This window comes from Peribacillus sp. V2I11, from assembly GCF_030817135.1.
Taxonomy (GTDB): domain Bacteria; phylum Bacillota; class Bacilli; order Bacillales; family DSM-1321; genus Peribacillus; species Peribacillus simplex.
Genome location: NZ_JAUSYW010000001.1, coordinates 2,673,871 through 2,697,498, shown reverse-complemented (window position 1 = coordinate 2,697,498; position 23,628 = coordinate 2,673,871). Strand labels below are relative to the sequence as shown.

The following is a 23,628-nucleotide window of genomic DNA, read 5'->3' as shown; positions in this document are numbered from 1 at the left end:
ATCTTCGAAAATAAAGATATATCATCGAAAACTCCTGATATATCTGTGAATTATTCGATTTATCGATTTTTCGACAAAAACGAATTAATTGAAAAAAAACAAATAAAAAACCACCAATATATGTATTGGTGGAGACGGTGGGAGTCGAACCCACGTCCAGACATAACGGCACTTAAGCTTCTACGAGTGTAGTCGATATATTCGCATTTCGCGAACTCATTAGCCTATCGACAGGCGGCAGAGCAGCTAGTCTGATTGGTCTCTTCCTTCATCCTCAGACGGTGGATTCCGGCGTATCCCACTTAGAGTGAGTCCCTTACCCTACCACGTGGGCCATGGAGGGAGGAACAGCTATCGACTGTTATTAAGCAGCGAAAGCTAGGTTGTTGTTTTGTTTGCCAGTTATAGGCGTTGACGTTTTAACGAGGCCGATCCCCTCGACTCGCAACTTAAGCTCGAACTATCCCTGTCGAATCCGTAACGTCCCCATGATAGAAATGGAGCGTACGAGAGAAGAAATAGTCAGCAAGTTGGCTGATATTCAATTGTCATCGGTACAGGATTAATTATAACAGATTGGTTCAAAAAATCAATTGTAAGGTCTTGGCAGTTCTACATCTTCTGACGATCACGGAAAGCACGTTCAATATCACGCTTCGCTTCCTTCTTCTTCAGGTCATCACGCTTGTCATATTGTTTCTTCCCTTTTCCAAGTCCGATTAAAACTTTGGCAAAGCCATTCTTTAAATACATTTTCAACGGGACGATGGTGTAACCTGTTACTTTTGTTTCACCGATCAGTTTACTGATTTCTTTCTTATGCAAAAGAAGCTTCCGTGTCCGCAAAGGGTCATGGTTAAACTGGTTTCCCTGCTCATAAGGGCTGACATGCATATTATGGAGATACACTTCACCATTTTCTATTTTAGCAAAGGCATCCTTCAAATTCACTCGGGCCGCCCGGATTGCTTTGATTTCGGTCCCTTTCAAAACGATACCCGCTTCAAACGTTTGTTCAATAAAGAAATCATGATAAGCTTTTTTATTTTGTGCTAGTTGTTTACCTGAGCCTTTTGGCATCTAACTCTCCCCTTTTTACATCCAATCGCGGCGAGAGGATGAAATGATCATCCCCCCGCCTCAATCTTTATCTCTTTTTTGGTTTTCTCTTGCGCTTGGCAGCTGGCGCATTTTCAAAGAATTTTTTCTTCTTTTTCGGTTTTCTCTCAGAAGAAGGCTTTTCTCCATTACGGCCGCTGCCTTTTCCTTCGTTACGTCCTGCATTGCCGCCTCGGCCACGTTTACGTTCACCTGAATTGGCTTTGAATATCTTTTTCTCGCCAGATGGACGCGGACGGCTTACCTTCATGCCGATAATTTCAAAATCGATGGCGCGTTCCTCTTTATTGACGTTGGAAACACGGACGTCGATCTCATCGCCAATCCGGAACACATTACCGGTACGTTCCCCGATCATTGCAAGCTGACGCTCATCGAAGCGGTAATAATCATCCGTCATGAAGCTGACATGGACAAGTCCTTCAATGGTATTCGGCAATTCTACGAACATCCCGAAATTCGTTACCGAACCAATGATCCCGGTATATTCTACGCCGATTTTATCAAGCATATATTCCGCTTTCTTCAGATCATCCGTTTCCCGTTCAGCATCGACTGAGCGACGTTCACGTTTCGATGTATGATCGGCAATCTCAGGTAAAATGGCATTCCATTTCTCCTTCGTAGCTTCATCTAGTTTACCCTCCACCAAGTAAGTCCTGATCAACCTGTGCACGATTAAATCCGGGTATCGGCGAATCGGCGATGTGAAATGTGTATAAAATTCAGCTGATAACCCAAAGTGGCCTAAGCTCTCCGGATCATATTTCGCCTGTTGCATGGAACGAAGCATGACGGTGGATATGACCGTTTCTTCCGGTTTGCCGGCAACCGCCTCAATGATTTCCTGTAACGCCTTAGGATGAACGTCATTGGCCGATCCCCGTACAATATATCCGAAATTCGTAATGAATTCGAAGAAACGCTGCAGTTTTTCCGGCTTGGGATCTTCATGAATACGGTAAATGAACGGGACCTTAAGACGGTGGAAGTGCTCAGCAACGGTTTCATTGGCCGCAAGCATGAACTCCTCAATCAGCTTTTCCGCAACCGACCTTTCACGTAAAACAACATCAGTGGGATGGCCCTCTTCATCAACGATAACTTTCGCTTCATTGAAATCAAAATCGATCGCACCGCGGTTCATCCGGTTTTTACGAAGGATGGCCGCTAACTTCTCCATGTCCTGGAACATCGGCACCAGCGCTTCATAACGTTCAAGCTGTTCTTCATCCTTATCCACAAGGATTTTGTTCACATTGCCATATGTCATACGTTCCGTCGTCTTAATGACACTTTCAAAAATCTCATGGTTGACGACTTGGCCATCCGGCGTGATTTCCATTTCACAAGATAGTGTAAAACGATCGACTTGTGGATTCAAGGAACAAATGCCATTCGATAAACGATGGGGAATCATTGGAATGACCCTATCCACCAAATAAACGCTCGTCCCCCTTTCCAAAGCTTCCTTATCGATTAGCGAGCCTTCCGTCACATAATGGCTGACATCAGCAATATGAACACCCAGCTTGTAATTGCCATTTTCAAGTTTAGAAACAGTGACCGCGTCATCCAGGTCCTTTGCATCCGCTCCATCAATCGTGACCAAAACGTCATTGCGCAAATCCCTGCGATTGCCAATTTCACTTTCTTGAATGGTATCCGAAACGGCATTGGCTTGCTCCATTACGTCATCCGGGAACTCCATCGGCAAACCATATTTATGGATCACTGAAAGAATATCTACACCAGGGTCATTTTTATGCCCAAGAATCTCAATGACTTCGCCTTCAGCACTTACGCGTCCTTCAGGATAAGAAGTAAGCTTGACGACAACCTTATGGCCCTCTACGGCTCCATGTGAAGCATTCTGTGGAATGAAGATATCGTTTGCAATCTTTTTATCATCAGGGATGACGAAACCAAAACTTTTACTTTCGGAGTATGTACCGACCACTTGAGTAATTCCGCGTTCAAGTATTCTGATGACCGTGCCTTCTTGCCTAGAGCCAGATGTTTCCGAAGATACCCGTACCATGACGACATCTCCATGCATCGCTGTGCCCGTTTCATTTGGCGGAATGAAAATATCATCCATTCCTGGGTTATCTTCAGGCGTCACAAAAGCGAATCCCTTTGCATGTCCCGTTAATTTACCGCGAAACAAATTCATTTTTTGCGGCAGGCCGTAACGATTGCTCCTCGTTCTGACCACCAATCCCTTTTCTTCCATCTTTACTAAAGCCTTAACGAAATTCTTGAAATCTGCCGAGTCTTCGATTTTCAAAGCCTCTTCCAGTTCTTGTACCGTTAACGGCTTATACGCTTCATCCGTCATATATGTCAGAAGCTTATTAATATGTTCTTGAATGTTATCTTCCATGAAAACCCTCCTATTCAGGGTATGATTAATTTGTTATTCGGACCAATCCAGACTTTCTAAAAATTCCAATACATCTTCATGCAACTGGTTTTTTTCTTTATCAAGAGTTATGACATGACCGGATTCTTCATACCACTTGACTTTTTTGACCGGTGATTCAATGGCATCAATGATAATGTCGGCACTTTTTGGATTGATAACATCATCATGCCGACCCTGCACGACAAATGTCGGCGCGTAAATAAGGTCGACGTGCTCTCTTACATCCGTTATCAATTCCTGAAGGGCTTTCAATGTATTCATGGGTTTATCGGCAAGGAGATCCATTTCAAGCTCTATTTGCTCTTGAGTTTTTCCTTCATACTTCTTAAATTCTCTGGCGTACTCCAATACTCCTTTAAACATCATTTCTTCACTTTTGATATACATAGGCGCACACATTGATACGATACCCTTTATAGGTACAGTGTAACCTAATTTGAGAGAAAATACGCCTCCTAATGAGAGTCCGGCAACAGCAATTTCTTCATGGCCTTTGCTTTTCAGAAAATCGTATGCCATCATGACATCTTTCCACCAATCTTCAGGACCCGTTTTCACCAGCTCTTCTGGCGGAACGCCATGTCCTTTATAGTGCGGGGCATGGCAGGTGTATCCCTGTTTCTCCAAATAACGGCCCAGCATCCGCACATCCGCTGAATTCCCCGTAAATCCATGTAAAAGTAAGACAGCTCTTTTTCCTCCTTCAAAAGTAAAGGGCTGCTGCAGCTTGATTTTCATGACTTTAAACTCCTTTATCACTAAATAGAATTAAAAAAATCCCTATCCTATAATTAAGTACTAAAATCACTATATCTATTCATGCAACTATTGTGCAAAGAAAAAAGCCTAGCTATTTAGCTAGACTCATTTTTGATCCATTACACATCAAAGAATGCAACAAGTAAAGTTAAAGCAAAGAATAAAATCGCCAATACTATCGTTGCACGATGTAAAACCAGGTCCAAACCGCGTGCCTTTTGCTTTCCGAATAGCTGCTCAGCACCACCGGCAATCGCACCCGATAAACCAGCACTCTTACCTGATTGAAGCAATACCGTCACAATGAGGGCGATACTGACAATCACTAAAAGCGTTATGAGAAATGCATGCATGCAATTACACCTCCTGAAGAACCAATAAACAATTACTTTAACTTTACCACACCCAATAAATATCCACAATCTTTGTTATACTATGATGGTAAGAATTCCTAAAAATCCATAGTCATTTATTTCTTTTTGAAACAAAGTTTGAGATAATTTGGATAAATAGAGAAAGAGGTGTCAACATGTTTAAGTCCATACTTCGGATTCTTGATCTCCTGACCATCCTATTCTCGGCGGTTGCCGGCTATTCTTTATGGACAGGCGGAAGCAATCTTATCAGTGTCCTATTAATCATCCTATCACCGCTTTTATTGCTGCTGGCAAAGTATCACGGAAATCGATACCTATTATTTGCTGCATATATCACGACAACCGTTTATTTTACTGCTATTATTTATAATGGACTTTCCAATAGCGGTACCGACTTTTTCCAATCCAGCTTCAATGTCCTCCTGATCGGGGCAGCAGCCGCCTTGCTGAGCATCATAGCAGCGGTCATTGGTTTTGGGACCAATACTCTTACGATTCTTTGGTTATCGCTGCACGCCCTTATCACATTCGAGACAATCAGGATGTCGTCAGGTTTCCTTTCGAACTTTTGGTCTGATCCCGTCGTGGAAACCGCTGTCCGTAATGATTATCCTTTTTTGTTGATGGTCGTCTGGATTGGCTTATTTCTTGATAAATATCAAAGTGAATTAACAAGGGATTACTTATCACGATAATTTTTCAAAACTACTTTTATTGGAAATCTTATATTAAAAGCAAGGGGCCATTAAAATATGTTAAAACCTATATTTGCAGCATCTGCTCTATCATCTTTCATTATATTGTCCGGATGCTCATTCGACCAATCAAACGAGGATAAAAAAGAGCCAAAAGAAGAACAGCCGAGCTCCCAGGATACGGAGACAGAAACTGATAAGAATGATGATTCAAAAGAAACGGCCCAACGCCAGGTGGAAGTTGATGAAACGGCTGAACCCGCACAGGCTGGCCTTCAGACGTTAGCCAACCCGGAAAGCATACCTGTACTTGTCAATAAACAATACAGCCTGCCGGAAGATTACAAACCTGATGACCTTATCTATCCAAAAGTGGATTTCATCTTTCAAGATGAAATTGAAAAAAGAATGATGCGAAAAGAAGCGGGAGAAGCGCTTGAAGAGATGTTCCAAGCTGCCGAAAACGAAAACATGCACTTTGCCGGTGTTTCCGCTTACCGTTCACATCAAACGCAAATCGCCGTCTTTAACAACTATGTGGCTAAGGACGGGGAAGAAAAAGCGAAAACCTACAGTGCAATGCCTGGGACAAGCGAGCATGAAACGGGTCTAGCGATTGACGTCACGACCCATGACGGTGCATGTGCCGCCCAGGACTGCTTCGGTGACACGAATGAAGCGGCCTGGCTTGCTGAGCACGCCCATGAATACGGATTTATCATCCGCTACCCGGAAGGAAAGGAAAACATCACAGGCTATAAATACGAACCATGGCACATCCGCTATGTCGGTGTTGATGCTGCAACTGAAATTTTTGAAACGAAGAGTACATTAGAAGAATACTATAATGCCGTACCAGTTGAAGCTGTGTCGAATAAATAAAAAAAAGGTGCCCGGATGCGGCACCTTTTTTTATGAAACGGTATTAATCAAACGTTTGATTAATACCATTTATCAGCCCTGAACCAAACTCGGAAAATTGACCGGACGAATTCCCGCTGACTTTATAAGCATAAAAAAACTCCCATTCAATGTGGATTGCACATTGAATGGGAGGGGAAAAGAAATTACTATGCAGAATCCATCTTCCCGTCAGAAGCGGAATCCAAAATGATTACTTCTTCAAGTTATAGAAAGATTTCAAGCCGCCATATACAGCCAAGTCACCAAGCTGGTCTTCGATGCGAAGAAGCTGGTTGTATTTAGCGATACGGTCTGTACGGGACATTGAACCCGTTTTGATTTGTCCTGCGTTTGTTGCAACGGCGATATCAGCGATCGTTGCATCTTCCGTTTCACCGGAACGGTGGGAAACGACTGCAGTGTAGCCTGCGCGTTTAGCCATTTCGATTGCATCAAACGTTTCAGTCAGTGTACCAATTTGGTTCACTTTGATCAGGATGGAGTTACCGATGCCTTTTTCGATGCCTTCAGCCAATTTTTTCGTGTTCGTCACGAAAAGATCGTCACCAACAAGTTGAACTTTAGAACCGATGCGTTCCGTTAAAAGTTTGTGGCCTTCCCAGTCATTTTCATCCAGGCCATCTTCGATGGATAGAATAGGGAATTCATTCACTAGCTCTTCATAGAAAGCAACCATTTCTTCGGATGTAACACCATTGCGGCCTTCGCCTGCAAGATCATATTTGCCAGTTTCTTTGTTATAGAATTCAGATGAAGCTACATCCATGCCAAGGTAGATATCTTCGCCAGCTTTGTAGCCAGCTTTTTCAATTGCCTCGATGATGACTTGCAGTGCTTCTCGGTTTGAACCAAGATTTGGCGCAAAGCCGCCTTCATCGCCGACTGCCGTATTCAAGCCTTTGGCAGAAAGGACAGATTTCAATGCATGGAATACTTCAGCACCCATACGAACTGCTTCTTTGAAGCTAGGAGCGCCTACAGGAAGGATCATGAATTCCTGGAAGTCAACATTGTTATCGGCATGTGATCCGCCGTTAATGATGTTCATCATTGGAGTTGGAAGTTGTTTCGCATTGAACCCTCCAAGGTAACGATACAATGGTAAACCTGAAAATTCCGCAGCAGCATGGGCAGCAGCCATTGATACGCCAAGGATTGCATTAGCTCCCAAGTTTCCTTTGTTTTCAGTGCCATCCAATTCAATCATTGTAAGGTCAAGGCCTGCTTGGTTCGTTACATCCAAACCGATGACAGCTTCAGCAATGATATCATTTACATTATCGACTGCTTTTTGTACCCCTTTACCCAGGTAGCGAGATTTATCTCCGTCACGAAGCTCAACAGCTTCGTGTTCTCCTGTTGAAGCACCTGATGGTACGATTGCACGTCCGAAGTATCCGGACTCTGTTTGGATTTCTACTTCTATTGTTGGATTACCACGTGAATCTAGCACTTCGCGTGCATATACATGTTCGATATACGGCATTATAAATCTCTCCTTTTCCTATTCACAATTTTATTTAGATAATAGGGATTTTCCTGTCATTTCAACAGGTTTTTCGACTCCAAGCAAATCAAGCATCGTTGGAGCTAAATCGCCTAGAATACCACCTGTTCTTAATGTTACCTGATTTTTAGTGATAATGACAGGCACGGGATTCGTAGTATGGGCTGTCATAGGGTTGCCTTCAAGCGTTACGACTTCATCAGCGTTCCCATGGTCAGCGGTAATGATTGCTGTACCGCCCTTTGAGACGATTAAATCGACAATCCTGCCTAGGCATTCATCCACTGTTTCAATCGCTTTAATGGTAGGCTCAAGCATCCCTGAATGACCAACCATGTCCGGGTTGGCAAAATTCAAGAGAATGGCATCAAAGCGGTCAGCCTCAATTTGTTCCACCAATGCATCCGTTACTTCATAAGCACTCATTTCCGGTTGTAAATCATATGTAGCGACTTTCGGAGAATTAATTAAAATCCTCTCTTCACCAGGAAACTCCTCTTCACGTCCGCCGCTCATGAAAAACGTCACATGAGGATATTTTTCAGTTTCAGCGATACGAAGCTGGGTAAGCTGGTTTTGGGAAAGTACTTCCCCTAATGTATTATCAAGATTTGTCGGATTAAATGCAACATATCCGTCAACTGTTTCTGAAAAATGTGTCAAGCAGACAAAATGGAGATGCTTAGGATGTCCAGGGCCGCGGTCAAATGAGCGAAAATCCTCATTCGTGAACGTATTGGAAATCTGGATCGCCCGGTCTGGACGGAAGTTATAAAAGATTACGGCATCATCATTTTTAATCGTTGCCACCGGTTTACCGTCTTCCGCCGTTATAACTGAAGGTATCACGAACTCGTCAAAAATACCATGTTCGTACGAATCGTCGACACATTCCATCGCAGAAGAATATGCAGGGCCATCACCATACACCATCGAACGGTAGGATTTCTCCACACGTTCCCAGCGTTTATCACGGTCCATCGAATAATATCTTCCGGATATGGTAGCAAACTGACCAACACCGATTTCCTTCATTTTCGCTTCCGCTTCCTTAATATAACCCTGCGCCGTTTTCGGTCCGACATCTCGACCATCTAAAAATGCATGTACATATACATTTTTAACTCCTTCTTTAGCAGCCAATTTCAGCAAGGCATACATATGATCAATATGACTGTGCACGCCGCCATCTGATAGAAGACCGAAAAGATGAAGGTCCGTGCCTTTTTTCTTGGTATGGCTCATGGCATCGACCAAAGTTGGGTTTTGTGCAAACTCGCCTTCACGGATAGCCAGGTTCACACGGGTCAGACTTTGATAAACGATCCGCCCTGCCCCGATATTCAAATGCCCCACTTCCGAGTTACCCATTTGACCGGCAGGCAAACCGACCGCTTCCCCGCTTGCAGTTAAATGGGAATGAGGATACTGTTCCCAATAACGGTCAAAGTTCGGTTTTTTCGCATGAAAAACAGCATTTCCCTTTTCTTCGTTGCGGCAGCCAAAACCGTCTAAGATGATAAGTGCCACAGGCGACTTACTCATAGTGACCAGCCTCCAGCAATTGTAAAAACGAATCGGTTTTCAAGCTTGCACCGCCAACCAACGCACCATCTATATCAGGTTGTGCCATGTACTCTTTAATATTCTCAGGTTTTACACTGCCACCGTATTGAATGCGGATGGCTGCAGCTGCTTCATTTGAAAATTTATCGGCAACAACGGAGCGGATATGCGCACAAACTTCATTTGCATCTTGAGCAGATGACGATTTTCCTGTTCCAATCGCCCAAATAGGCTCATAAGCAATAACGGCTTGTTTCAATTGATCGTCAGATAATCCTGCCAGGCCCTTTTCAATCTGGCTGCCTACGAAATCATTCGTTTCGCCAGCTTCCCTTTGCTCAAGTGTTTCGCCGCAGCAAACGATTGGAGTCAATTGGCGGGCAAAAGCGGCATGAGCTTTTTTATTAACGGCTTCATCCGTTTCATTGAACATTTCCCGGCGCTCAGAATGACCAAGTATGACGTAGGATACACCAAGGTCAGCCAATGCGGTTGGGCTGATTTCTCCTGTGAAAGCACCGCTTTCTTCAAAGTGCATGTTCTGCGCCCCGATTTTCACATCGGTTCCTTTTGCTGCTTGAACCAGCTGATCCAAAAATAAAGCTGGAGCACATACAACCGTATCGATTACATCTTGCTTCGGAATCAAATTGCTCACTTCTTCTAAAAAGGCAGTCGCTTCAGATAGTGTTTTATTCATTTTCCAGTTTCCTGCAATAATCGGTTTACGCATTTGGTTTCTCATCCCTTCTAAAGTTGAAATATGTAACGGTTTAATCTTATTTATCGTTCAAGGCCACAACGCCAGGCAATTCTTTGCCTTCCATGAACTCAAGAGATGCACCGCCGCCAGTTGAAATATGGGACATCTTTTCTGCCAAGCCAAACTTTTCTGCAGCTGCGGCTGAATCCCCTCCGCCTACAATGCTGTACGTACCTTCTGCTTCCGCCAATGCTTCGGCAACCGTTCTCGTTCCATTCGCAAATTTATCGAACTCGAATACACCCATTGGCCCATTCCAAATGACAAGCTTAGAACTTTTGATTACATCCGCAAATAATTCACTTGTTTTTGGACCGATATCAAGACCCATTTTATCATTAGGAATAGCATCGATATCGACATTCTCTGTCTCTGCATCAGGTGAAAATTCAGCCGTTACGACTGCATCGATAGGCAAATGAAGTTTTACGCCTTTTTCTTTTGCACTTTCGATGAAAGATTTGGCCATTTCTATTTTGTCCTCTTCCAATAAAGAATTACCGATTTCATGACCTTGCGCTTTAATAAATGTATAACCCAGGCCACCACCAATGATCAAGTGATCGACTTTTTCCAAAAGGTTTTCGATAACGCCTATCTTATCCTTTACTTTTGCCCCGCCAATTATAGCTGTAAAAGGACGTTCTGGATTGGATAGGGCTTTTCCTAGTACAGAAAGCTCTTTTTCCATCAGCAATCCGGCAACAGCTGGGAGATGGTGTGCTATTCCTTCAGTTGAAGCATGTGCACGATGCGCAGCTCCGAATGCATCGTTAACATAAACATCAGCCAATGCAGCAAATGACTTCGCCAATTCTTGATCGTTCTTCTCTTCTCCTGGATAGAAACGAACGTTTTCCAACAACAGGATCTCGCCATTTTGCATGTTATCGATGATTGATTGAACGGTCTCGCCGTAAGCTTCTTCTGCCTTTTGCACATCTTTGCCACTAAGTTCGCTTAGTCTTTCCGCAACAGGCGCTAAACGCAATTCTTCAACGACTTGTCCTTTAGGACGGCCAAGGTGGCTGGCTAAGATGACTTTAGCTCCTTGTTCTGTCAGATAGGAAATCGTCGGCAGTGCAGCTTTGATTCTCGTATCATCCGAAATCTTTCCGTCCTGCATCGGCACGTTGAAATCAACACGGCAAAATACGCGTTTCCCCTTTAATTCAATATCTCTAATCGACTTTTTATTCATAATCCAAGAACCTCCTTAGATATTGTTATCATATTTTTGATTCTTTTAGCCAAAAAGGGAGAGGGTAAATTTCCCAACTCCCCTTTTCTCTTTTTCATTATAGTCGGTTTCCAGGAAATTATCCAAAAACAAGAAATGTAAACGCTTGACTGATTAATGACTTACTAATAATATCATCTTCTGCCAAGTTTTTTTAGAGTTATGATAAAAAAAACCTCACCTTGGTGAGGTTTTTTATTATTCTAATTACAATCCTTTTTTAGCCAAATAGTCGATTAGATCAACAACACGGCTAGAATATCCTGTTTCATTATCATACCAAGATAATACTTTAACCATGTTTCCTTCCATTACCATTGTGGAAAGGGCATCAATTGTAGATGATGATGGGTTACCGTTATAGTCAGTTGATACTAGCGGAAGTTCGCTGTACTCAAGAATTCCTTTTAATTCGCCTTCAGAAGCCTTTTTGAATGCTGCATTCACTTCTTCAACTGTTGTTTCTTTTTCAAGCTCTGCAACAAGGTCGACTACAGAAACGTTTGGAGTAGGTACGCGCATTGCCATACCATTCAATTTCCCTTTAAGTTCAGGAAGAACAAGTGCAACAGCTTTTGCTGCCCCAGTTGTTGTAGGAATGATGTTCTCGGCAGCTGCACGTGCACGGCGGTAATCTTTATGAGGCAAATCAAGGATTTGCTGATCATTTGTATATGAGTGAACAGTAGTCATCATACCACGTTTGATTCCGAATTGTTCATGAAGCACTTTAGCAAATGGAGCCAAGCAGTTGGTTGTACAAGAAGCATTAGAGATTACATGGTGGTTTGCTGCATCATATTTGTCTTCGTTTACACCCATGACAATTGTGATATCTTCATCAGATGCAGGAGCAGAGATGATTACTTTTTTCGCGCCAGCTTCTAAATGCTTAGCTGCATCTGCACGTTTTGTGAAACGTCCTGTAGATTCTACAACTACTTCTACTCCTAGTTCACCCCATGCTAATTGTGCAGGATCACGTTCAGCCAATACTTTGACTTTATGACCATCAACTACAAGGTAATCCCCATCAACTGTTACATTTTCATTAAGAGAGCCATGAATTGTATCGTATTGAAGAAGGTGCGCTAACATATTAGCATCCGTTAAGTCGTTAATAGCAACAATCTCCACCCCAGGATTACTCAATGCTGCACGAAATACATTACGACCAATACGTCCAAAACCATTAATACCAACTTTTACTGCCATGAAAAATTCCTCCTTTTAAGTTCGCAAATATATTAAGGGGTGTAATTCCCCTGAATTAACTCTTGTGCCGCCGCTTCATCCGTGATCAAAACGGTTGATGAAGGTGCGCCTTTCATGTAGGAACGGATAGCCTTTGCTTTAGTTTTACCACCTGCCACAGTTATCACTCGCTTTTCAGGGCTAAGATCATCTAACTGGATGCCGACTGTCAAAACTTTATGAACAACTTTGCCGTTTTCATCGTAATAATAACCGAATGCCTCTCCTACAGCATTTCCATCTAACAGCTTCTTTAACATTTCTGGCGAAGAATTTCTTCTCTCTGCCATCGCCATGGCATCACCGATTCCATGAATGATCATATCGGCAGATTTGATTTGGGAAATCACTTCTTTAATTGCAGGTTCCTTCTGAAATGAAGCATAAACCTCACCGCTTAATTGATCGGGTACATATAACACTCTATATGAGGCTTGTGCCTTCTGTGCCATTTTTTCGACAATCGTATTGGCCTGATTCTGCACTGCTTCACCAATTCCCCCGCGGGCCGGGACAAATATCAATTTCTTCGACGCTTCATCAGGTGACAACGAATCAGCCACTTCGGCCATTGTCGATCCGCCAGTAACAGCAATGATATTCTTTGAGTTCCATTCTCGTCTCATACGGTTTGCACAAGCTTTACCCAATTCTTTTTTCACCCATGGGGTCTCATCACAATTTCCTGAGACAATAATGACTTCATCCACTTGTAACAAATCCTGCAATTGCTTTTCCATTATGTCTATACCCATTACTTCACGCATTATTCCTTCTAACTTATCCAGGATTTCAATCCCTTCATCAGTCAGCGTCATGCCAGAGCTGAATATGTTAACCAGGTTCTGACTTTTCAGAAAATCAACCTCGCTCCTAAGCGTCCGCTCTGTCAAATTAAGGCTCACGGACAGACTGCGCCTTCCAACCGGCTGCATCATTTTGATATAACGCAGGATATCATATCTTTTTTGCATAACCATAAGGAAATCCGGTAATAATTTTCTTTGTACCTCGAGTAATGTACGCATATTTTAAAACTCCTAAAAAGTTTAGTTGGACATTTAATGTCCCGCGTAGTCATTTTCTGTCCCACCTAAAACAAAAAAATATTCCTGCTACATATTTTATTCTAGCAGGAACGGAATGTTTCTTCAAATGATTTGAAAAATTATTTTTCCAAAAGACGATTTAGAGCTGATTTATCAACATTTCCGAATTGAACGATATCATCTTTCCATTCTACTACAGGAATCATCAGCCCGAATTTCTCAAGTAAATCATCATCGGAATGGATATCGATTTCCTTATAGCCTATGCCTGACTCCTCTTTCACTTCTTCCAGTACCTGCTTGGCTTTATCACATAACGGGCATTTATCCCTACTATATAAAACAAATGCATTTGATTCCAAACCACTCATCCTTTTCAGTCATACCTTTTTCGTTTAGATGAAGAAGGGATCCCTAATTGTTCCCGGTATTTGGCAACGGTCCGGCGGGCCAGGATAATTCCATGCTCCTCTTTCAACCGTTCTGCCAGGTCTTGATCCGAAAGCGGCTTTTGTTTATTTTCCCCATTGATGGCTGCCTGTAGGCTCTTTTTTGCTTGCATGCCCGACATATCCTCATCAAGGCCGACTGACTGTAAAGAAGCAGTGAAAAATATCCGCATCTCTATCGTGCCAAATGGTGTCTGCACGTATTTCCCTTTTACCGCCCGGCTTACTGTGGACTCATGTATACCAAGTTCGTCAGCGACTTCTTTCATCGTCATCGGCTTCAAAAAGTTCAGGCCATGATGAAAGCACGCCGGCTGTTTCTCGACGATGCACTGAATGACCTTCAATATAGTTTCTTTTCTCTGTTGAATCCCTCTGGAGATCCATTGGTATTCCTGCCACTTATCTTGGATAAACCGTTGAACACCCTGATCCTTATGGCTCTTCATTCGGTTTAAATACCCTTTATCCACATTAAGATTGGGTGTGTTACCATCATAATTCCCGACAAGCAGCATGCCATCCCGAACTTCCACGACCACATCCGGCACTATATAAGAAGGTTTTTCCTGAAAAAAGAGTGAAGCCGGACGCGGGTTCAACGTCTGGACATAATCAAATACTTCTTGAATCTCCTTCATTGTAACACCGATTTTCTTACTTAGGTCTTTCCAGCGCTTTTCAGCAAAACCGAGGAAATGGTTTTCTATGATCGATTCAGCCAGCAGATTCACCCCTTCAGCTTTCACCTGAAGCAAAAGGCACTCTTGAAGATTTCTCGCTCCAATTCCATGCGGCTCGAGTTGCTGTAAAATTGAGAGGCTTTCTTCCAAAACGACCGGGGATATGCTTGGGATACATATATCCTCCAGCTGAGTCCTCAAGTAACCGTTTTCATCAAGGTTATGAATTAATAGCAGCATTGCCTTCTGCTGCTCACCGGAAAGCTGCTGGTGATTCACCTGTGACATGATATGCTGTTCAAGCGATATTGTATCTTCACTGATCTGTTCAATCCAGTAGTTGGCATCATACGTATTCTTAAGAGTCCGTTTACCCTTTTTCCGGTCAAAAGTTGGCTGAAATAAAGCAGATGTTGGCTGATCTATGGACAGTAATGGATTCTCCACCATTTTATTTTCTAAAAAGGCCGATAGCTCCTGCGAGGAGTATTGCAGCAATGTAATAGCTTGCATAAGCTCCTGGGTCATTGCCATCTTTAATGTTTGCTGTTGAAAAAGTCCTGCTTTCATATTCATACTCATCGATTCATCCCTCCCCCACTCCATTTTACATTATCAGGAGAAAATTCTACACAAAAACCCATGAAAACGCTTACGTTTTTTTCTGAATAGTTTATTTGTTTTTAAATACTATATGTTAGAAATGCAAATTTAACAACTACTTTTATTAAAAAATCACCATTTTCCAATAGTGTGGGCGAATATTTTCAAGACAGGACTGACATTCCAGGATTCGATGAAATATTACGGAAAACGAGTAAATTCACCAAAAATCTTAGGGAACAACCTTAAAAATGACCAATAAAAAATCCCCCACTTTATTAAGCAGAAGATTGGTAATGCCCTCGGCAGGAATCGAACCTGCATTTCAAGCTTCGGAGGCTTGCGTTCTATCCGTTGCACTACGAGGGCGTAATAGAAAATATTTTTTCAACAGACTTCATTATATGATAGAATCGCCTCCTTTGCAAGGGTTATCAGGTTTAAAACTTCGTCATTTGGGTATTATGGGTAATGTGGAAATTCATCCCTGTGCGGCATAATATATAAAGTAATCTATCAGGAAGGAGCCTTAGCCAGAAAATTGTCGAACAAATTATCCATTATAGGGTTTGTTTTGTTTGACCTAAATTGACCAAAAAGTGTATCATACATACATAAAGAATTTAAAATGATTCTCTTAATCGAAGGAGGAAATGAACATGAATTTAATTCCTACAGTTATCGAACAAACAAGTCGTGGGGAGCGTGCCTACGATATTTACTCCCGTTTATTAAAAGACCGGATCATTATGCTAGGAAGTGCAATTGACGATAATGTTTCCAACTCCATTGTTGCTCAATTACTTTTTTTAGAAGCGGAAAATCCTGAAAAAGATATCACTCTATACATCAACAGCCCTGGTGGAAGCATCACTTCCGGTATGGCCATTTACGATACTATGCAATATATCAAACCTAATGTATCCACAGTATGCATCGGTATGGCCGCTTCCATGGGTGCTTTCCTATTGGCCGCTGGCGAAAAAGGCAAACGTTATGCGTTGCCAAACAGTGAAGTCATGATTCACCAACCACTTGGAGGAGCTCAAGGTCAAGCTACGGAAATTGAAATTGCTGCCCGCCGTATCCTTCACTTGAAAGATAAACTGAACCAAATTTTAGCAGAACGTACTGGTCAACCTATTGAAGTCCTTCAAAGAGATACGGAACGTGATAACTTCATGACTTCCGAAAGAGCTCTTGAATATGGCTTGATTGACAAAGTCATCACGCGCAGCATCCTTGATGATAAAAAAGACTCTAAATAATCATGCACCAAAAGGCTCCGGAGATCGCCTTAAGCGACTTCCGGAGCCTTTTTTACATCATAAAAGAAAAGGATGCACTTTTAGGCACCCTTTTATTTTAACCCTCTTGCTGAACGAACTCTTCCAATGCCTCTAACGCTTCTTTTTCATCGCGTCCTTCGACGATTAACTTCACGGACACGCCAGAACTGATGGCAAGGCTCATTAACCCCATTATACTTTTTGCATTCACTTTCTTTCCTTCTTTTTCAAGAAAAACATCTGAATGAAAGCGGTTAGCTTCTTGTACAAAAAGAGCCGCCGGCCGCGCTTGCAAACCCGTTTTCAATTTTACCTCAACTTGTTTTTCCACCATCTTGATCTCCCCTGTTAGCTTTATTTTTTCGCAGCAATAGCCTCTCCCCCACGGAGCCTGTCAGCTATTTCATCAATCTTTCGTAATCGGTGATTAATCCCGGACTTACTGATGGTTCCCCCGGACACCATTTCCCCAAGTTCCTTTAAGGTTATATCCTGAAACGCTATCCTAAGCTCCGCAATTTCCCGAAGCTTATCCGGTAAAATGCTTAGTCCTACCGTATCCTCGATATAATGGATATTTTCAACCTGGCGCAATGAGGCCCCGATCGTTTTGTTCAAATTGGCTGTTTCACAATTCACAAGCCGATTCACTGAATTACGCATATCACGGACAATCCGCACATCTTCGAACCTTAATAAAGCTGAATGGGCGCCAACTATGCTTAAAAACTCGGCTATCTTTTCGGCTTCTTTCAAATAAATGATGTACCCTTTCTTGCGTTCAAGCGTCTTGGCCTTCAATCCAAACTTATTCATTAGCTCACAAAGGGCATCATTGTGCTCTTTATAAAGTGAGAAAATCTCAAGGTGATAGGAAGACGTTTCCGGATTATTTACCGACCCTCCCGCAAGAAATGCACCTCTTAGGTATGAACGCTTACAGCATTTCTTCCCAACAATAGTATCGGATATATCATGGAGAATTTCAAAGCCATCGCCTAAAATTTCCAAATCGGTTAAAACCCGCTGCCCTCCGGATGACATCCTGACAATATATACATTATTCTTCTTCAGCTTCATCTTTTTACGGACCAACAGCTCGACCTGGACCTCATAACTTTTTTTCAGCAGCGTATAAATCCTTCTGGCAATCGCAGCATTTTCAGTTTGAATATCCACAACAAGCTTCCGATTAGAAAATGAAAGGGATCCGTTCATCCGGATAAGCGCACACAATTCCGCTTTACCGCAGCAATCCTTTCCCTCTAATGTAGTAAGCTCTTTTTTCGTTTCTGAAGCAAAAGACATCCATTTCACCCCCAATCGAACGCAGGTAATCTATTTTTATCAATCAAAAAACCGCCCCCGCTTATATCTACGGTACTATGTGGCTTTTTGTTTCATTTACAAGCATATTATAAAGCAAATCCGCCACTTTTTTCGTGTCATGGCGTATTACATTCCCTTCATAGCTGAAAATGCGTTCTTGTATGATTTCAAGCCCCATCCGTTTTAAACCTTCCACATCAAACATGACCGGTTTAGCATATTCAGCTTGATAACGTTGCTGAATCTCGGTTGGTATTTCCTCATTATTAACAAGTATCCTGTCAATATATGCATTTCCCATATGGTCATATATCGCTTTTATATGATCGCTCGCGCTATAATCCAGCGTCTCGCCGGCTTGTGTCATCAAATTGCAAATGTACACCTTCTTAGCCTTGGAACGGCCAACCTCTTCTCCTAAACCAGGGACAAGTAAGTTAGGCAGAATGCTGGTATATAGGCTTCCTGGACCTATGACAATAAGATCAGCCTGCTTGATTTCCTGGATAGTTTCACTAAGCGGCTTTATATGATGAGGAGACAGAAATACTTTTTTTATTTTCTTTCCTGAGAAAGGGATCTTGGATTCTCCTGTAACAATCGTTCCGTCATCCATCTCCGCATGGAGAACCACACTTTGGTTGGCAGCCGGAAGCACTTTACCGCGGACATTAAGAAATTTACTCATTTCCTGGATCGCATGGACGAAATCCCCGGTCAACGAGGTCATTGCCGCCAGTATCAAATTCCCCAGCGAATGCCCGGACAACTCATTTTTACTCTGAAAGCGATGTTGAAACATTTGTTCAACAAGGGGCTCTACATCCGATAACGCAGCCAGTACGTTACGAATATCACCCGGAGCGGGAATATCCATATCCTCGCGAAGGCGGCCTGAACTTCCACCATCATCAGCTACCGTTACGATTGCCGTTATATCCACCGGATGCTTCTTTAACCCTCTCAACAAAACGGGAAGGCCGGTTCCCCCTCCAATGATCACAACCTTAGGTTGTTTCTTTTTTACTGACATCTGCTTTCCCCTTACTTTTATCGATATCGCGATGTGATACTTGAACCCTGTAATCCTTTTTGAAGTGGTTTGAAATATACTCCGTCAATGCTACAGAACGGTGCTGCCCGCCTGTACACCCAATCGCAACAACAAGCTGTGCTTTTCCTTCACGCTTATAATATGGAAGCATGAATGCAAGCAGATCGGTCACTTTTTCCAAGAACTTTTGCGTCTCACTCCATTTTAAAACGTAACTTGACACTTCCTGTTCCATACCAGTCCTTTGCCTCATATGGTCAATATAATATGGATTTGGCAGGAAACGTACATCAAACACAAGGTCGGCATCTATGGGCAGGCCATGCTTGAACCCGAAGGACATGACATTGACTGTAAAACCGACACTTTTATCCGCAGAAAATTCCAAAGCGATTTTCTCCCTCAATTCGCGCGGTTTCAGTTGGGAAGTATTAAAGATCAACTGAGCCCTACCCTTCAATTCGTCCAAAAGTTGCCGTTCCATTTTAATGCCTTCCAATGGCCGGCCTAAAGGAGCAAGGGGATGGGTCCTTCTCGTTTCCTTATATCTGCGGACCAAGGAATCATCATCAGCTTCAAGAAAAAGGATTCTTGGTGATACTGCAGCTGTGTCCGTTAAATTATCCAGTGCAAGAAATAAGGAATCAAAAAACTCCCTCCCCCTCAAATCCATGACAAGGGCCACTTTATTCATCTTATTCCCGGAGTCCTTCATTAACTCCAAAAACTTTGGCAATAGCGTGGGCGGCAAATTATCGACGCAAAAAAAGCCGAGGTCTTCAAAACTTTGAACCGCCACTGTCTTACCTGCTCCGGACATTCCGGTAATGATGACCAATTGCGTTTCACTCATCTGCCCTGTACTCATAGTTTCTCCGCCCCCATGTATAGCAATCTTTTTTATATGTGAAAATTAACCTGGATCCAATCGGTAAGAAAGTAGCTTAAACTCAGGTGTATAGGTAAAGGTTCCATAAATGATCCCACTTCCATGAACCATATAGTCCAAGATGTGAAAGTCACCTTCAGCCATCATCAGCTCTTTAACATCTTCAACCGGATGCCAGCTAAGTTCCCCTTCTTCACAAACATCCACATTTATACCATCGGAATCCGTTGCAAAGAAAGTGAACATCATCCATTCCGACAAAACCTTATCTCCGTCCTTCATAATGAAGGTGAAAATACCTTTGATGGAAGGGTTTTTTAAATAAACGCCCGTTTCTTCGCGATATTCCCTAATACAAGCATCGCGTACAGATTCCCCAGGCTCCATCTTGCCGCCTGGAGCTACCCACCATCCGCGTCTAGGTTTTTTCAATAAGAGGATTTGATTATCTTTGATCAATACACAGTTTGTGACACGTTGCACGTTCTTCACCTCAATTGGCTCTGCTCGACTATAGAAACCTTCACCCCCCCGTGTTGAAGAGATTCAGTTTATATCCTTAAACCGCCGCTAGATATCCATTTGGCGATTTACAAATGCTAATAGTTCAAACAAGTTGTATTTTTCATCTTCTTACCATTATGAAAGATATATATATGTTTAGTATATCTTATCATTATACTATTTTTGAAATGAGCTAACAATAAAGTAAACTTCCTGCATTGGGGGAATATTCATTCGCAAGGAAAACGGAGGTAAGTCTTTATCCTGCTTAACTCCTATTCTTCTCCACTTTCGCTGCCTAAATGCAAAGGGTTGGCTTACTTCACATTTAAAACCATTTGAAAACACCCTAAAAATTGGAACTAAAGATATAGTCTCAAAGCAGGAAAACAAAAAAAAGACACAGAAACTTAATCTGTGTCCTTAAACGTTTATAATTAATGGGGGTCAACTTCTACCCATACTATACCCAATCATTATTTCACACGTGTTACAACATCGTTAAAACGGAATTACGATTGTATATTTTTGTGAAATCAAGCCTTTGGCTGCAATTTTTCTTGAAGTTCCTCAACAAAATGCTGAGCGGATTGAGCGGCAATGCTACCATCGCCTGTAGCTGTAACGATTTGGCGCAATGTTTTTTCACGAACGTCACCAGCTGCAAAAATACCAGGGACGCTTGTTTCCATCCGATCATTCGTTTCAATATAGCCTGTGGAATTCAAGATACCCAAGTTCTCAAATGGTTTGGTTAGCGGAAGCATTCCGATATAAATGAATACACCGTCTGCGTCCATCACTGTCTCTTCTCCGTTTTCAGTGGAAACTAGAGTGACACCGCCGACTTTGCCGCCTTTTTCATTGATTTCCTTCAAAGTATGATTCCAAATGAAGTTAATTTTCTCATTGGCAAATGCACGATCTTGAAGAATCTTTTGAGCACGAAGTTCGTCACGTCTGTGAACGATTGTCACTTTTGAAGCAAAGCGGGTTAAGTACACACCCTCTTCAACAGCAGAGTCTCCGCCGCCGATAACGAACAGTTCTTTTTGCTTGAAGAATGCACCATCACAAACAGCACAATATGATACACCGCGGCCGCCCAATTCTTTTTCGCCAGGAACGCCGATTTTCTTGTATTCGGCACCGGATGAAATGATGATTGAACGTGCTTTGAATTCCTTGGAACCGGCTTTGATCGTTTTATACTCTTCACCGTCAATGATTTCCTTAACATCCCCATAGGCATACTCCGCACCGAATTTCTTTGCATGGTCAAACATTTTCGTTGAAAGTTCAGGTCCGAGTATAGTCTCGAATCCAGGATAATTTTCAACTTCCTCAGTATTGGCCATTTGCCCGCCCGGTACTCCGCGTTCTAACATCAAGGTTGAAAGGTTCGCACGTGATGTATAGACAGCCGCCGTCATCCCTGCAGGACCAGCTCCAATAATAACAACGTCATAAATTTTTTCAGACATGTTTTCACTCCTCCATATTCCATTACAAATGGAACCTTCACTACGGTTAGTGTTCCCTACCTATTATCCTATATAACAAATAATTTTTCGTCCAAATATCTGCTCATCCCAGTAAGTTTTGAACCAACTTTACATACTTCGATAAGGTGGAAACCGATATGAAATGTTTGTCTGCGATTGCCTGTTTGCTCGCCTTCTCATTTTTAAGCTGATTCCACACGTATTCCACCGCAGATGCCCAGCCTGCTGGATTATTTAACTTCTGCTCGGATTTCACCGCTTCGATGAAGACGGAAAACCACATTAAATAGAGCCCGGCCTCATTTAACTGTATCGGTTGGAAATGCTGATATAATAACTCAGCTGTGCGATCGGCAAAATCAATCGGTGTTAATTGGCGATCTTTAGCAGGAACTTGAACAAGTTCGGCATAATCACGTTCCAAATCAGTGAAATTCTGATTTAGGTTGAGGACCTGGTTTTTCAATAGCTTCTGTTTATGAACCGAATGTTTCAGAAGGAAAATGGCAAACAGCCTTTCTTCGATGAATTCACTTTCCAGCCTTTTTATAATTGAAGGAAAATGATGTTCAAAACCATCAGAAGTTGCATTCATATCTCCCCAAGGCTCCATGCCTTCCTTTTCCGGGTTCATTTCCACGACCTTTTTCCATGCCTTTTTGGCAGCCTGTTCATGGCCTAAGTGGTAAGCGGAAATGGTAAGCCAATAGTAGAAGGTTCCATCTCCCTCGAACCCTTGCTTTTGGAGGACTTTCAGCCATTTATATGCAGAAGCATAGTTTCCGATCAAAGCGAAGGTCGCTCCAAGCTTGAAACGATGTTCAGATAGCATCGGCCGAATTTTCTCCAGCATCTGTATGAGCTCTTCAACCTTTGCTTCATCCTGTTGATAATGGTGAAAAACAACAAGGTTACAAAGTGCATGCAGGTTTCCCGGACTTTTTTCCAGTACCTCATCAAGTGTTTCAAAAGCTTCATTTACTTGACCGAGATAGAAATAGGCAAGTGCCAGGTTATTATAAGCGGACCAGTAATCCTCGTACTCGGCAATCGTTTCTTTCAACACTTCGATTGCCTTCGGAAAATTGCCTGATTCAAGGTACTCACGGGCTTGTTCCTGTTTGGTAATGAGCCCATCATGCTTAAAGGGATTTTCTTCTGACTCATCCGACTCAAAAGTTATCAGTTCAAGCAGATCCTCTGCGTCATCGCTGAACTCCCCGTCTTCTTCTTTATCAAGATAAGCACTGGCGTGACGATAAGCCTCCTTGAACATGCCTAAGTGGGCATAATTATTCGCCAGGAAGTAATGACATTCCGACATATAGGGATCCATCACATCCAAGATGTTTTCCAAGAGGTTGTTTGAATAATTATATTCACCGATTTCCGAGCAAGTGATTGCCAATTGACAGGCTATCATCGGTTCAGCAGGTTCAAGTTCCAGCGCACGTTCAAGGTATTTTTTTGATTTAGGTAACTCTCGTCTATGATAAGCTTTTAAACCCTTGGTGAAGTAATACTCACCTGTTGGGTGAAAAGTTAGAATTTTTGCCTGTTGGCCAAATTTAGAGTCTTTACTCATGTAATCCTCCATCTACAAGTTGATTAACCATAGTATTATAACATATTGGTGTAAATT

At 42.4% G+C, this 23,628-nt stretch carries 22 protein-coding genes, 1 tRNA gene and 1 other RNA gene; 3 read left to right on the top strand and 21 right to left on the bottom strand.

All coding sequences use genetic code 11. The features are described from left to right. Window positions 1–126: 126 nt before the first annotated feature. The 5 genes from ssrA to secG form a co-directional block, all read right to left on the bottom strand. Window positions 127–488: a transfer-messenger RNA gene (gene ssrA, locus QFZ73_RS12980) on the bottom strand. Between the two features lie 124 nt (window positions 489–612). Beyond that, entirely contained in the window at window positions 613–1,080 is a 468-nt protein-coding gene (gene smpB / locus QFZ73_RS12975) for an SsrA-binding protein SmpB (RefSeq protein ID WP_034310006.1), read from the bottom strand. Between the two features lie 67 nt (window positions 1,081–1,147). Then, on the bottom strand, window positions 1,148–3,505 hold the full coding sequence (rnr, locus tag QFZ73_RS12970) for a ribonuclease R (RefSeq protein WP_307266637.1): 2,358 nt from the start codon (window positions 3,503–3,505) through the stop codon (window positions 1,148–1,150). 33 nt (window positions 3,506–3,538) lie between these two features. After that, window positions 3,539–4,285, bottom strand: a complete 747-nt coding sequence (locus QFZ73_RS12965; protein WP_251426680.1) for an alpha/beta hydrolase — start codon at window positions 4,283–4,285, stop codon at window positions 3,539–3,541. 140 nt (window positions 4,286–4,425) lie between these two features. Continuing rightward, a complete protein-coding gene (gene secG / locus QFZ73_RS12960) occupies window positions 4,426–4,659 on the bottom strand; it encodes a preprotein translocase subunit SecG (RefSeq protein WP_063233970.1) in 234 nt (77 codons plus the stop codon). Window positions 4,660–4,835: 176 nt separating this feature from the next. On the opposite strand from secG, the gene QFZ73_RS12955 reads away from it, so the two are divergent. Both QFZ73_RS12955 and QFZ73_RS12950 read left to right on the top strand, forming a co-directional pair. After that, window positions 4,836–5,378 (top strand): hypothetical protein, encoded by a 543-nt coding sequence (locus tag QFZ73_RS12955; protein ID WP_251426682.1) that lies wholly within the window; start codon window positions 4,836–4,838, stop codon window positions 5,376–5,378. A 57-nt stretch (window positions 5,379–5,435) separates the two neighbouring features. Continuing rightward, window positions 5,436–6,260, top strand: coding sequence for a M15 family metallopeptidase (locus QFZ73_RS12950; protein WP_307266632.1), 825 nt, complete (start codon window positions 5,436–5,438; stop codon window positions 6,258–6,260). A 232-nt stretch (window positions 6,261–6,492) separates the two neighbouring features. Here QFZ73_RS12950 and eno read toward each other — a convergent pair whose 3' ends face one another. The 9 genes from eno to QFZ73_RS12905 form a co-directional block, all read right to left on the bottom strand. After that, window positions 6,493–7,788 carry a phosphopyruvate hydratase gene (gene eno / locus QFZ73_RS12945; RefSeq protein ID WP_098371542.1) on the bottom strand — a complete coding sequence of 432 codons (1,296 nt, stop codon included), beginning with the start codon at window positions 7,786–7,788 and terminating at the stop codon, window positions 6,493–6,495. Window positions 7,789–7,818: 30 nt separating this feature from the next. Beyond that, the gene (gpmI, locus tag QFZ73_RS12940) at window positions 7,819–9,354 is read right to left on the bottom strand and encodes a 2,3-bisphosphoglycerate-independent phosphoglycerate mutase (RefSeq protein ID WP_251426685.1); all 1,536 of its coding nucleotides are present in this window, start codon (window positions 9,352–9,354) and stop codon (window positions 7,819–7,821) included. Then, window positions 9,347–10,108 carry a triose-phosphate isomerase gene (tpiA, locus tag QFZ73_RS12935; RefSeq protein WP_251426687.1) on the bottom strand — a complete coding sequence of 254 codons (762 nt, stop codon included), beginning with the start codon at window positions 10,106–10,108 and terminating at the stop codon, window positions 9,347–9,349. Before tpiA ends, gpmI begins: the two co-directional genes overlap by 8 nt. Before the next feature lie 46 nt (window positions 10,109–10,154). Continuing rightward, window positions 10,155–11,339, bottom strand: a complete 1,185-nt coding sequence (locus QFZ73_RS12930; RefSeq protein WP_307266625.1) for a phosphoglycerate kinase — start codon at window positions 11,337–11,339, stop codon at window positions 10,155–10,157. A 246-nt stretch (window positions 11,340–11,585) separates the two neighbouring features. Continuing rightward, on the bottom strand, window positions 11,586–12,593 hold the full coding sequence (gene gap, locus QFZ73_RS12925) for a type I glyceraldehyde-3-phosphate dehydrogenase (protein WP_251426691.1): 1,008 nt from the start codon (window positions 12,591–12,593) through the stop codon (window positions 11,586–11,588). Between the two features lie 32 nt (window positions 12,594–12,625). Next, window positions 12,626–13,660 carry a sugar-binding transcriptional regulator gene (locus QFZ73_RS12920; RefSeq protein WP_251426693.1) on the bottom strand — a complete coding sequence of 345 codons (1,035 nt, stop codon included), beginning with the start codon at window positions 13,658–13,660 and terminating at the stop codon, window positions 12,626–12,628. 140 nt (window positions 13,661–13,800) lie between these two features. After that, entirely contained in the window at window positions 13,801–14,043 is a 243-nt protein-coding gene (locus QFZ73_RS12915; RefSeq protein ID WP_307266622.1) for a glutaredoxin family protein, read from the bottom strand. Window positions 14,044–14,057: 14 nt separating this feature from the next. Continuing rightward, the gene (gene rpoN / locus QFZ73_RS12910) at window positions 14,058–15,395 is read right to left on the bottom strand and encodes an RNA polymerase factor sigma-54 (RefSeq protein ID WP_307266620.1); all 1,338 of its coding nucleotides are present in this window, start codon (window positions 15,393–15,395) and stop codon (window positions 14,058–14,060) included. A 318-nt stretch (window positions 15,396–15,713) separates the two neighbouring features. Next, window positions 15,714–15,785, bottom strand: a tRNA-Arg gene (locus QFZ73_RS12905). 290 nt (window positions 15,786–16,075) lie between these two features. Here QFZ73_RS12905 and clpP point away from each other — a divergent pair. After that, window positions 16,076–16,684: an ATP-dependent Clp endopeptidase proteolytic subunit ClpP gene (gene clpP, locus QFZ73_RS12900; RefSeq protein WP_063233960.1), complete on the top strand. Its 609-nt coding sequence runs from the start codon at window positions 16,076–16,078 to the stop codon at window positions 16,682–16,684. Window positions 16,685–16,781: 97 nt separating this feature from the next. On the opposite strand, the gene QFZ73_RS12895 is transcribed toward clpP, so the two are convergent. From QFZ73_RS12895 to QFZ73_RS12865, 7 genes are all read right to left on the bottom strand, one after another. Then, entirely contained in the window at window positions 16,782–17,039 is a 258-nt protein-coding gene (locus QFZ73_RS12895) for an HPr family phosphocarrier protein (RefSeq protein ID WP_048688029.1), read from the bottom strand. Window positions 17,040–17,059: 20 nt separating this feature from the next. Beyond that, the gene (whiA, locus tag QFZ73_RS12890) at window positions 17,060–18,013 is read right to left on the bottom strand and encodes a DNA-binding protein WhiA (RefSeq protein ID WP_034309971.1); all 954 of its coding nucleotides are present in this window, start codon (window positions 18,011–18,013) and stop codon (window positions 17,060–17,062) included. A 67-nt stretch (window positions 18,014–18,080) separates the two neighbouring features. Beyond that, the gene (locus QFZ73_RS12885) at window positions 18,081–19,067 is read right to left on the bottom strand and encodes a gluconeogenesis factor YvcK family protein (RefSeq protein WP_307266617.1); all 987 of its coding nucleotides are present in this window, start codon (window positions 19,065–19,067) and stop codon (window positions 18,081–18,083) included. Continuing rightward, window positions 19,042–19,956, bottom strand: a complete 915-nt coding sequence (gene rapZ / locus QFZ73_RS12880) for an RNase adapter RapZ (RefSeq protein WP_251426700.1) — start codon at window positions 19,954–19,956, stop codon at window positions 19,042–19,044. The genes QFZ73_RS12885 and rapZ overlap by 26 nt, the downstream gene beginning before the upstream one ends. A 45-nt stretch (window positions 19,957–20,001) precedes the next feature. After that, entirely contained in the window at window positions 20,002–20,460 is a 459-nt protein-coding gene (locus QFZ73_RS12875) for an NUDIX hydrolase (RefSeq protein ID WP_307266614.1), read from the bottom strand. A gap of 557 nt (window positions 20,461–21,017) precedes the next feature. Beyond that, on the bottom strand, window positions 21,018–21,965 hold the full coding sequence (gene trxB, locus QFZ73_RS12870) for a thioredoxin-disulfide reductase (protein WP_307266611.1): 948 nt from the start codon (window positions 21,963–21,965) through the stop codon (window positions 21,018–21,020). 103 nt (window positions 21,966–22,068) lie between these two features. After that, entirely contained in the window at window positions 22,069–23,571 is a 1,503-nt protein-coding gene (locus tag QFZ73_RS12865) for a tetratricopeptide repeat protein (RefSeq protein ID WP_251426705.1), read from the bottom strand. Window positions 23,572–23,628: the final 57 nt, after the last annotated feature.

Bases quoted from the DNA above. Each gene is read 5' to 3' on its own strand.
- smpB (WP_034310006.1), bottom strand. From the start codon at position 1,080: ATGCCAAAAGGCTCAGGTAAACAACTAGCACAAAATAAAAAAGCTTAT.
- rnr (WP_307266637.1), bottom strand. From the start codon at position 3,505: ATGGAAGATAACATTCAAGAACATATTAATAAGCTTCTGACATATATG.
- QFZ73_RS12965 (WP_251426680.1), bottom strand. From the start codon at position 4,285: ATGAAAATCAAGCTGCAGCAGCCCTTTACTTTTGAAGGAGGAAAAAGA.
- secG (WP_063233970.1), bottom strand. From the start codon at position 4,659: ATGCATGCATTTCTCATAACGCTTTTAGTGATTGTCAGTATCGCCCTC.
- QFZ73_RS12955 (WP_251426682.1), top strand. From the start codon at position 4,836: ATGTTTAAGTCCATACTTCGGATTCTTGATCTCCTGACCATCCTATTC.
- QFZ73_RS12950 (WP_307266632.1), top strand. From the start codon at position 5,436: ATGTTAAAACCTATATTTGCAGCATCTGCTCTATCATCTTTCATTATA.
- eno (WP_098371542.1), bottom strand. From the start codon at position 7,788: ATGCCGTATATCGAACATGTATATGCACGCGAAGTGCTAGATTCACGT.
- gpmI (WP_251426685.1), bottom strand. From the start codon at position 9,354: ATGAGTAAGTCGCCTGTGGCACTTATCATCTTAGACGGTTTTGGCTGC.
- tpiA (WP_251426687.1), bottom strand. From the start codon at position 10,108: ATGCGTAAACCGATTATTGCAGGAAACTGGAAAATGAATAAAACACTA.
- QFZ73_RS12930 (WP_307266625.1), bottom strand. From the start codon at position 11,339: ATGAATAAAAAGTCGATTAGAGATATTGAATTAAAGGGGAAACGCGTA.
- gap (WP_251426691.1), bottom strand. From the start codon at position 12,593: ATGGCAGTAAAAGTTGGTATTAATGGTTTTGGACGTATTGGTCGTAAT.
- QFZ73_RS12920 (WP_251426693.1), bottom strand. From the start codon at position 13,660: ATGCGTACATTACTCGAGGTACAAAGAAAATTATTACCGGATTTCCTT.
- rpoN (WP_307266620.1), bottom strand. From the start codon at position 15,395: ATGAGTATGAATATGAAAGCAGGACTTTTTCAACAGCAAACATTAAAG.
- clpP (WP_063233960.1), top strand. From the start codon at position 16,076: ATGAATTTAATTCCTACAGTTATCGAACAAACAAGTCGTGGGGAGCGT.
- QFZ73_RS12895 (WP_048688029.1), bottom strand. From the start codon at position 17,039: ATGGTGGAAAAACAAGTTGAGGTAAAATTGAAAACGGGTTTGCAAGCG.
- whiA (WP_034309971.1), bottom strand. From the start codon at position 18,013: ATGTCTTTTGCTTCAGAAACGAAAAAAGAGCTTACTACATTAGAGGGA.
- QFZ73_RS12885 (WP_307266617.1), bottom strand. From the start codon at position 19,067: ATGTCAGTAAAAAAGAAACAACCTAAGGTTGTGATCATTGGAGGGGGA.
- rapZ (WP_251426700.1), bottom strand. From the start codon at position 19,956: ATGAGTACAGGGCAGATGAGTGAAACGCAATTGGTCATCATTACCGGA.
- trxB (WP_307266611.1), bottom strand. From the start codon at position 21,965: ATGTCTGAAAAAATTTATGACGTTGTTATTATTGGAGCTGGTCCTGCA.
- QFZ73_RS12865 (WP_251426705.1), bottom strand. From the start codon at position 23,571: ATGAGTAAAGACTCTAAATTTGGCCAACAGGCAAAAATTCTAACTTTT.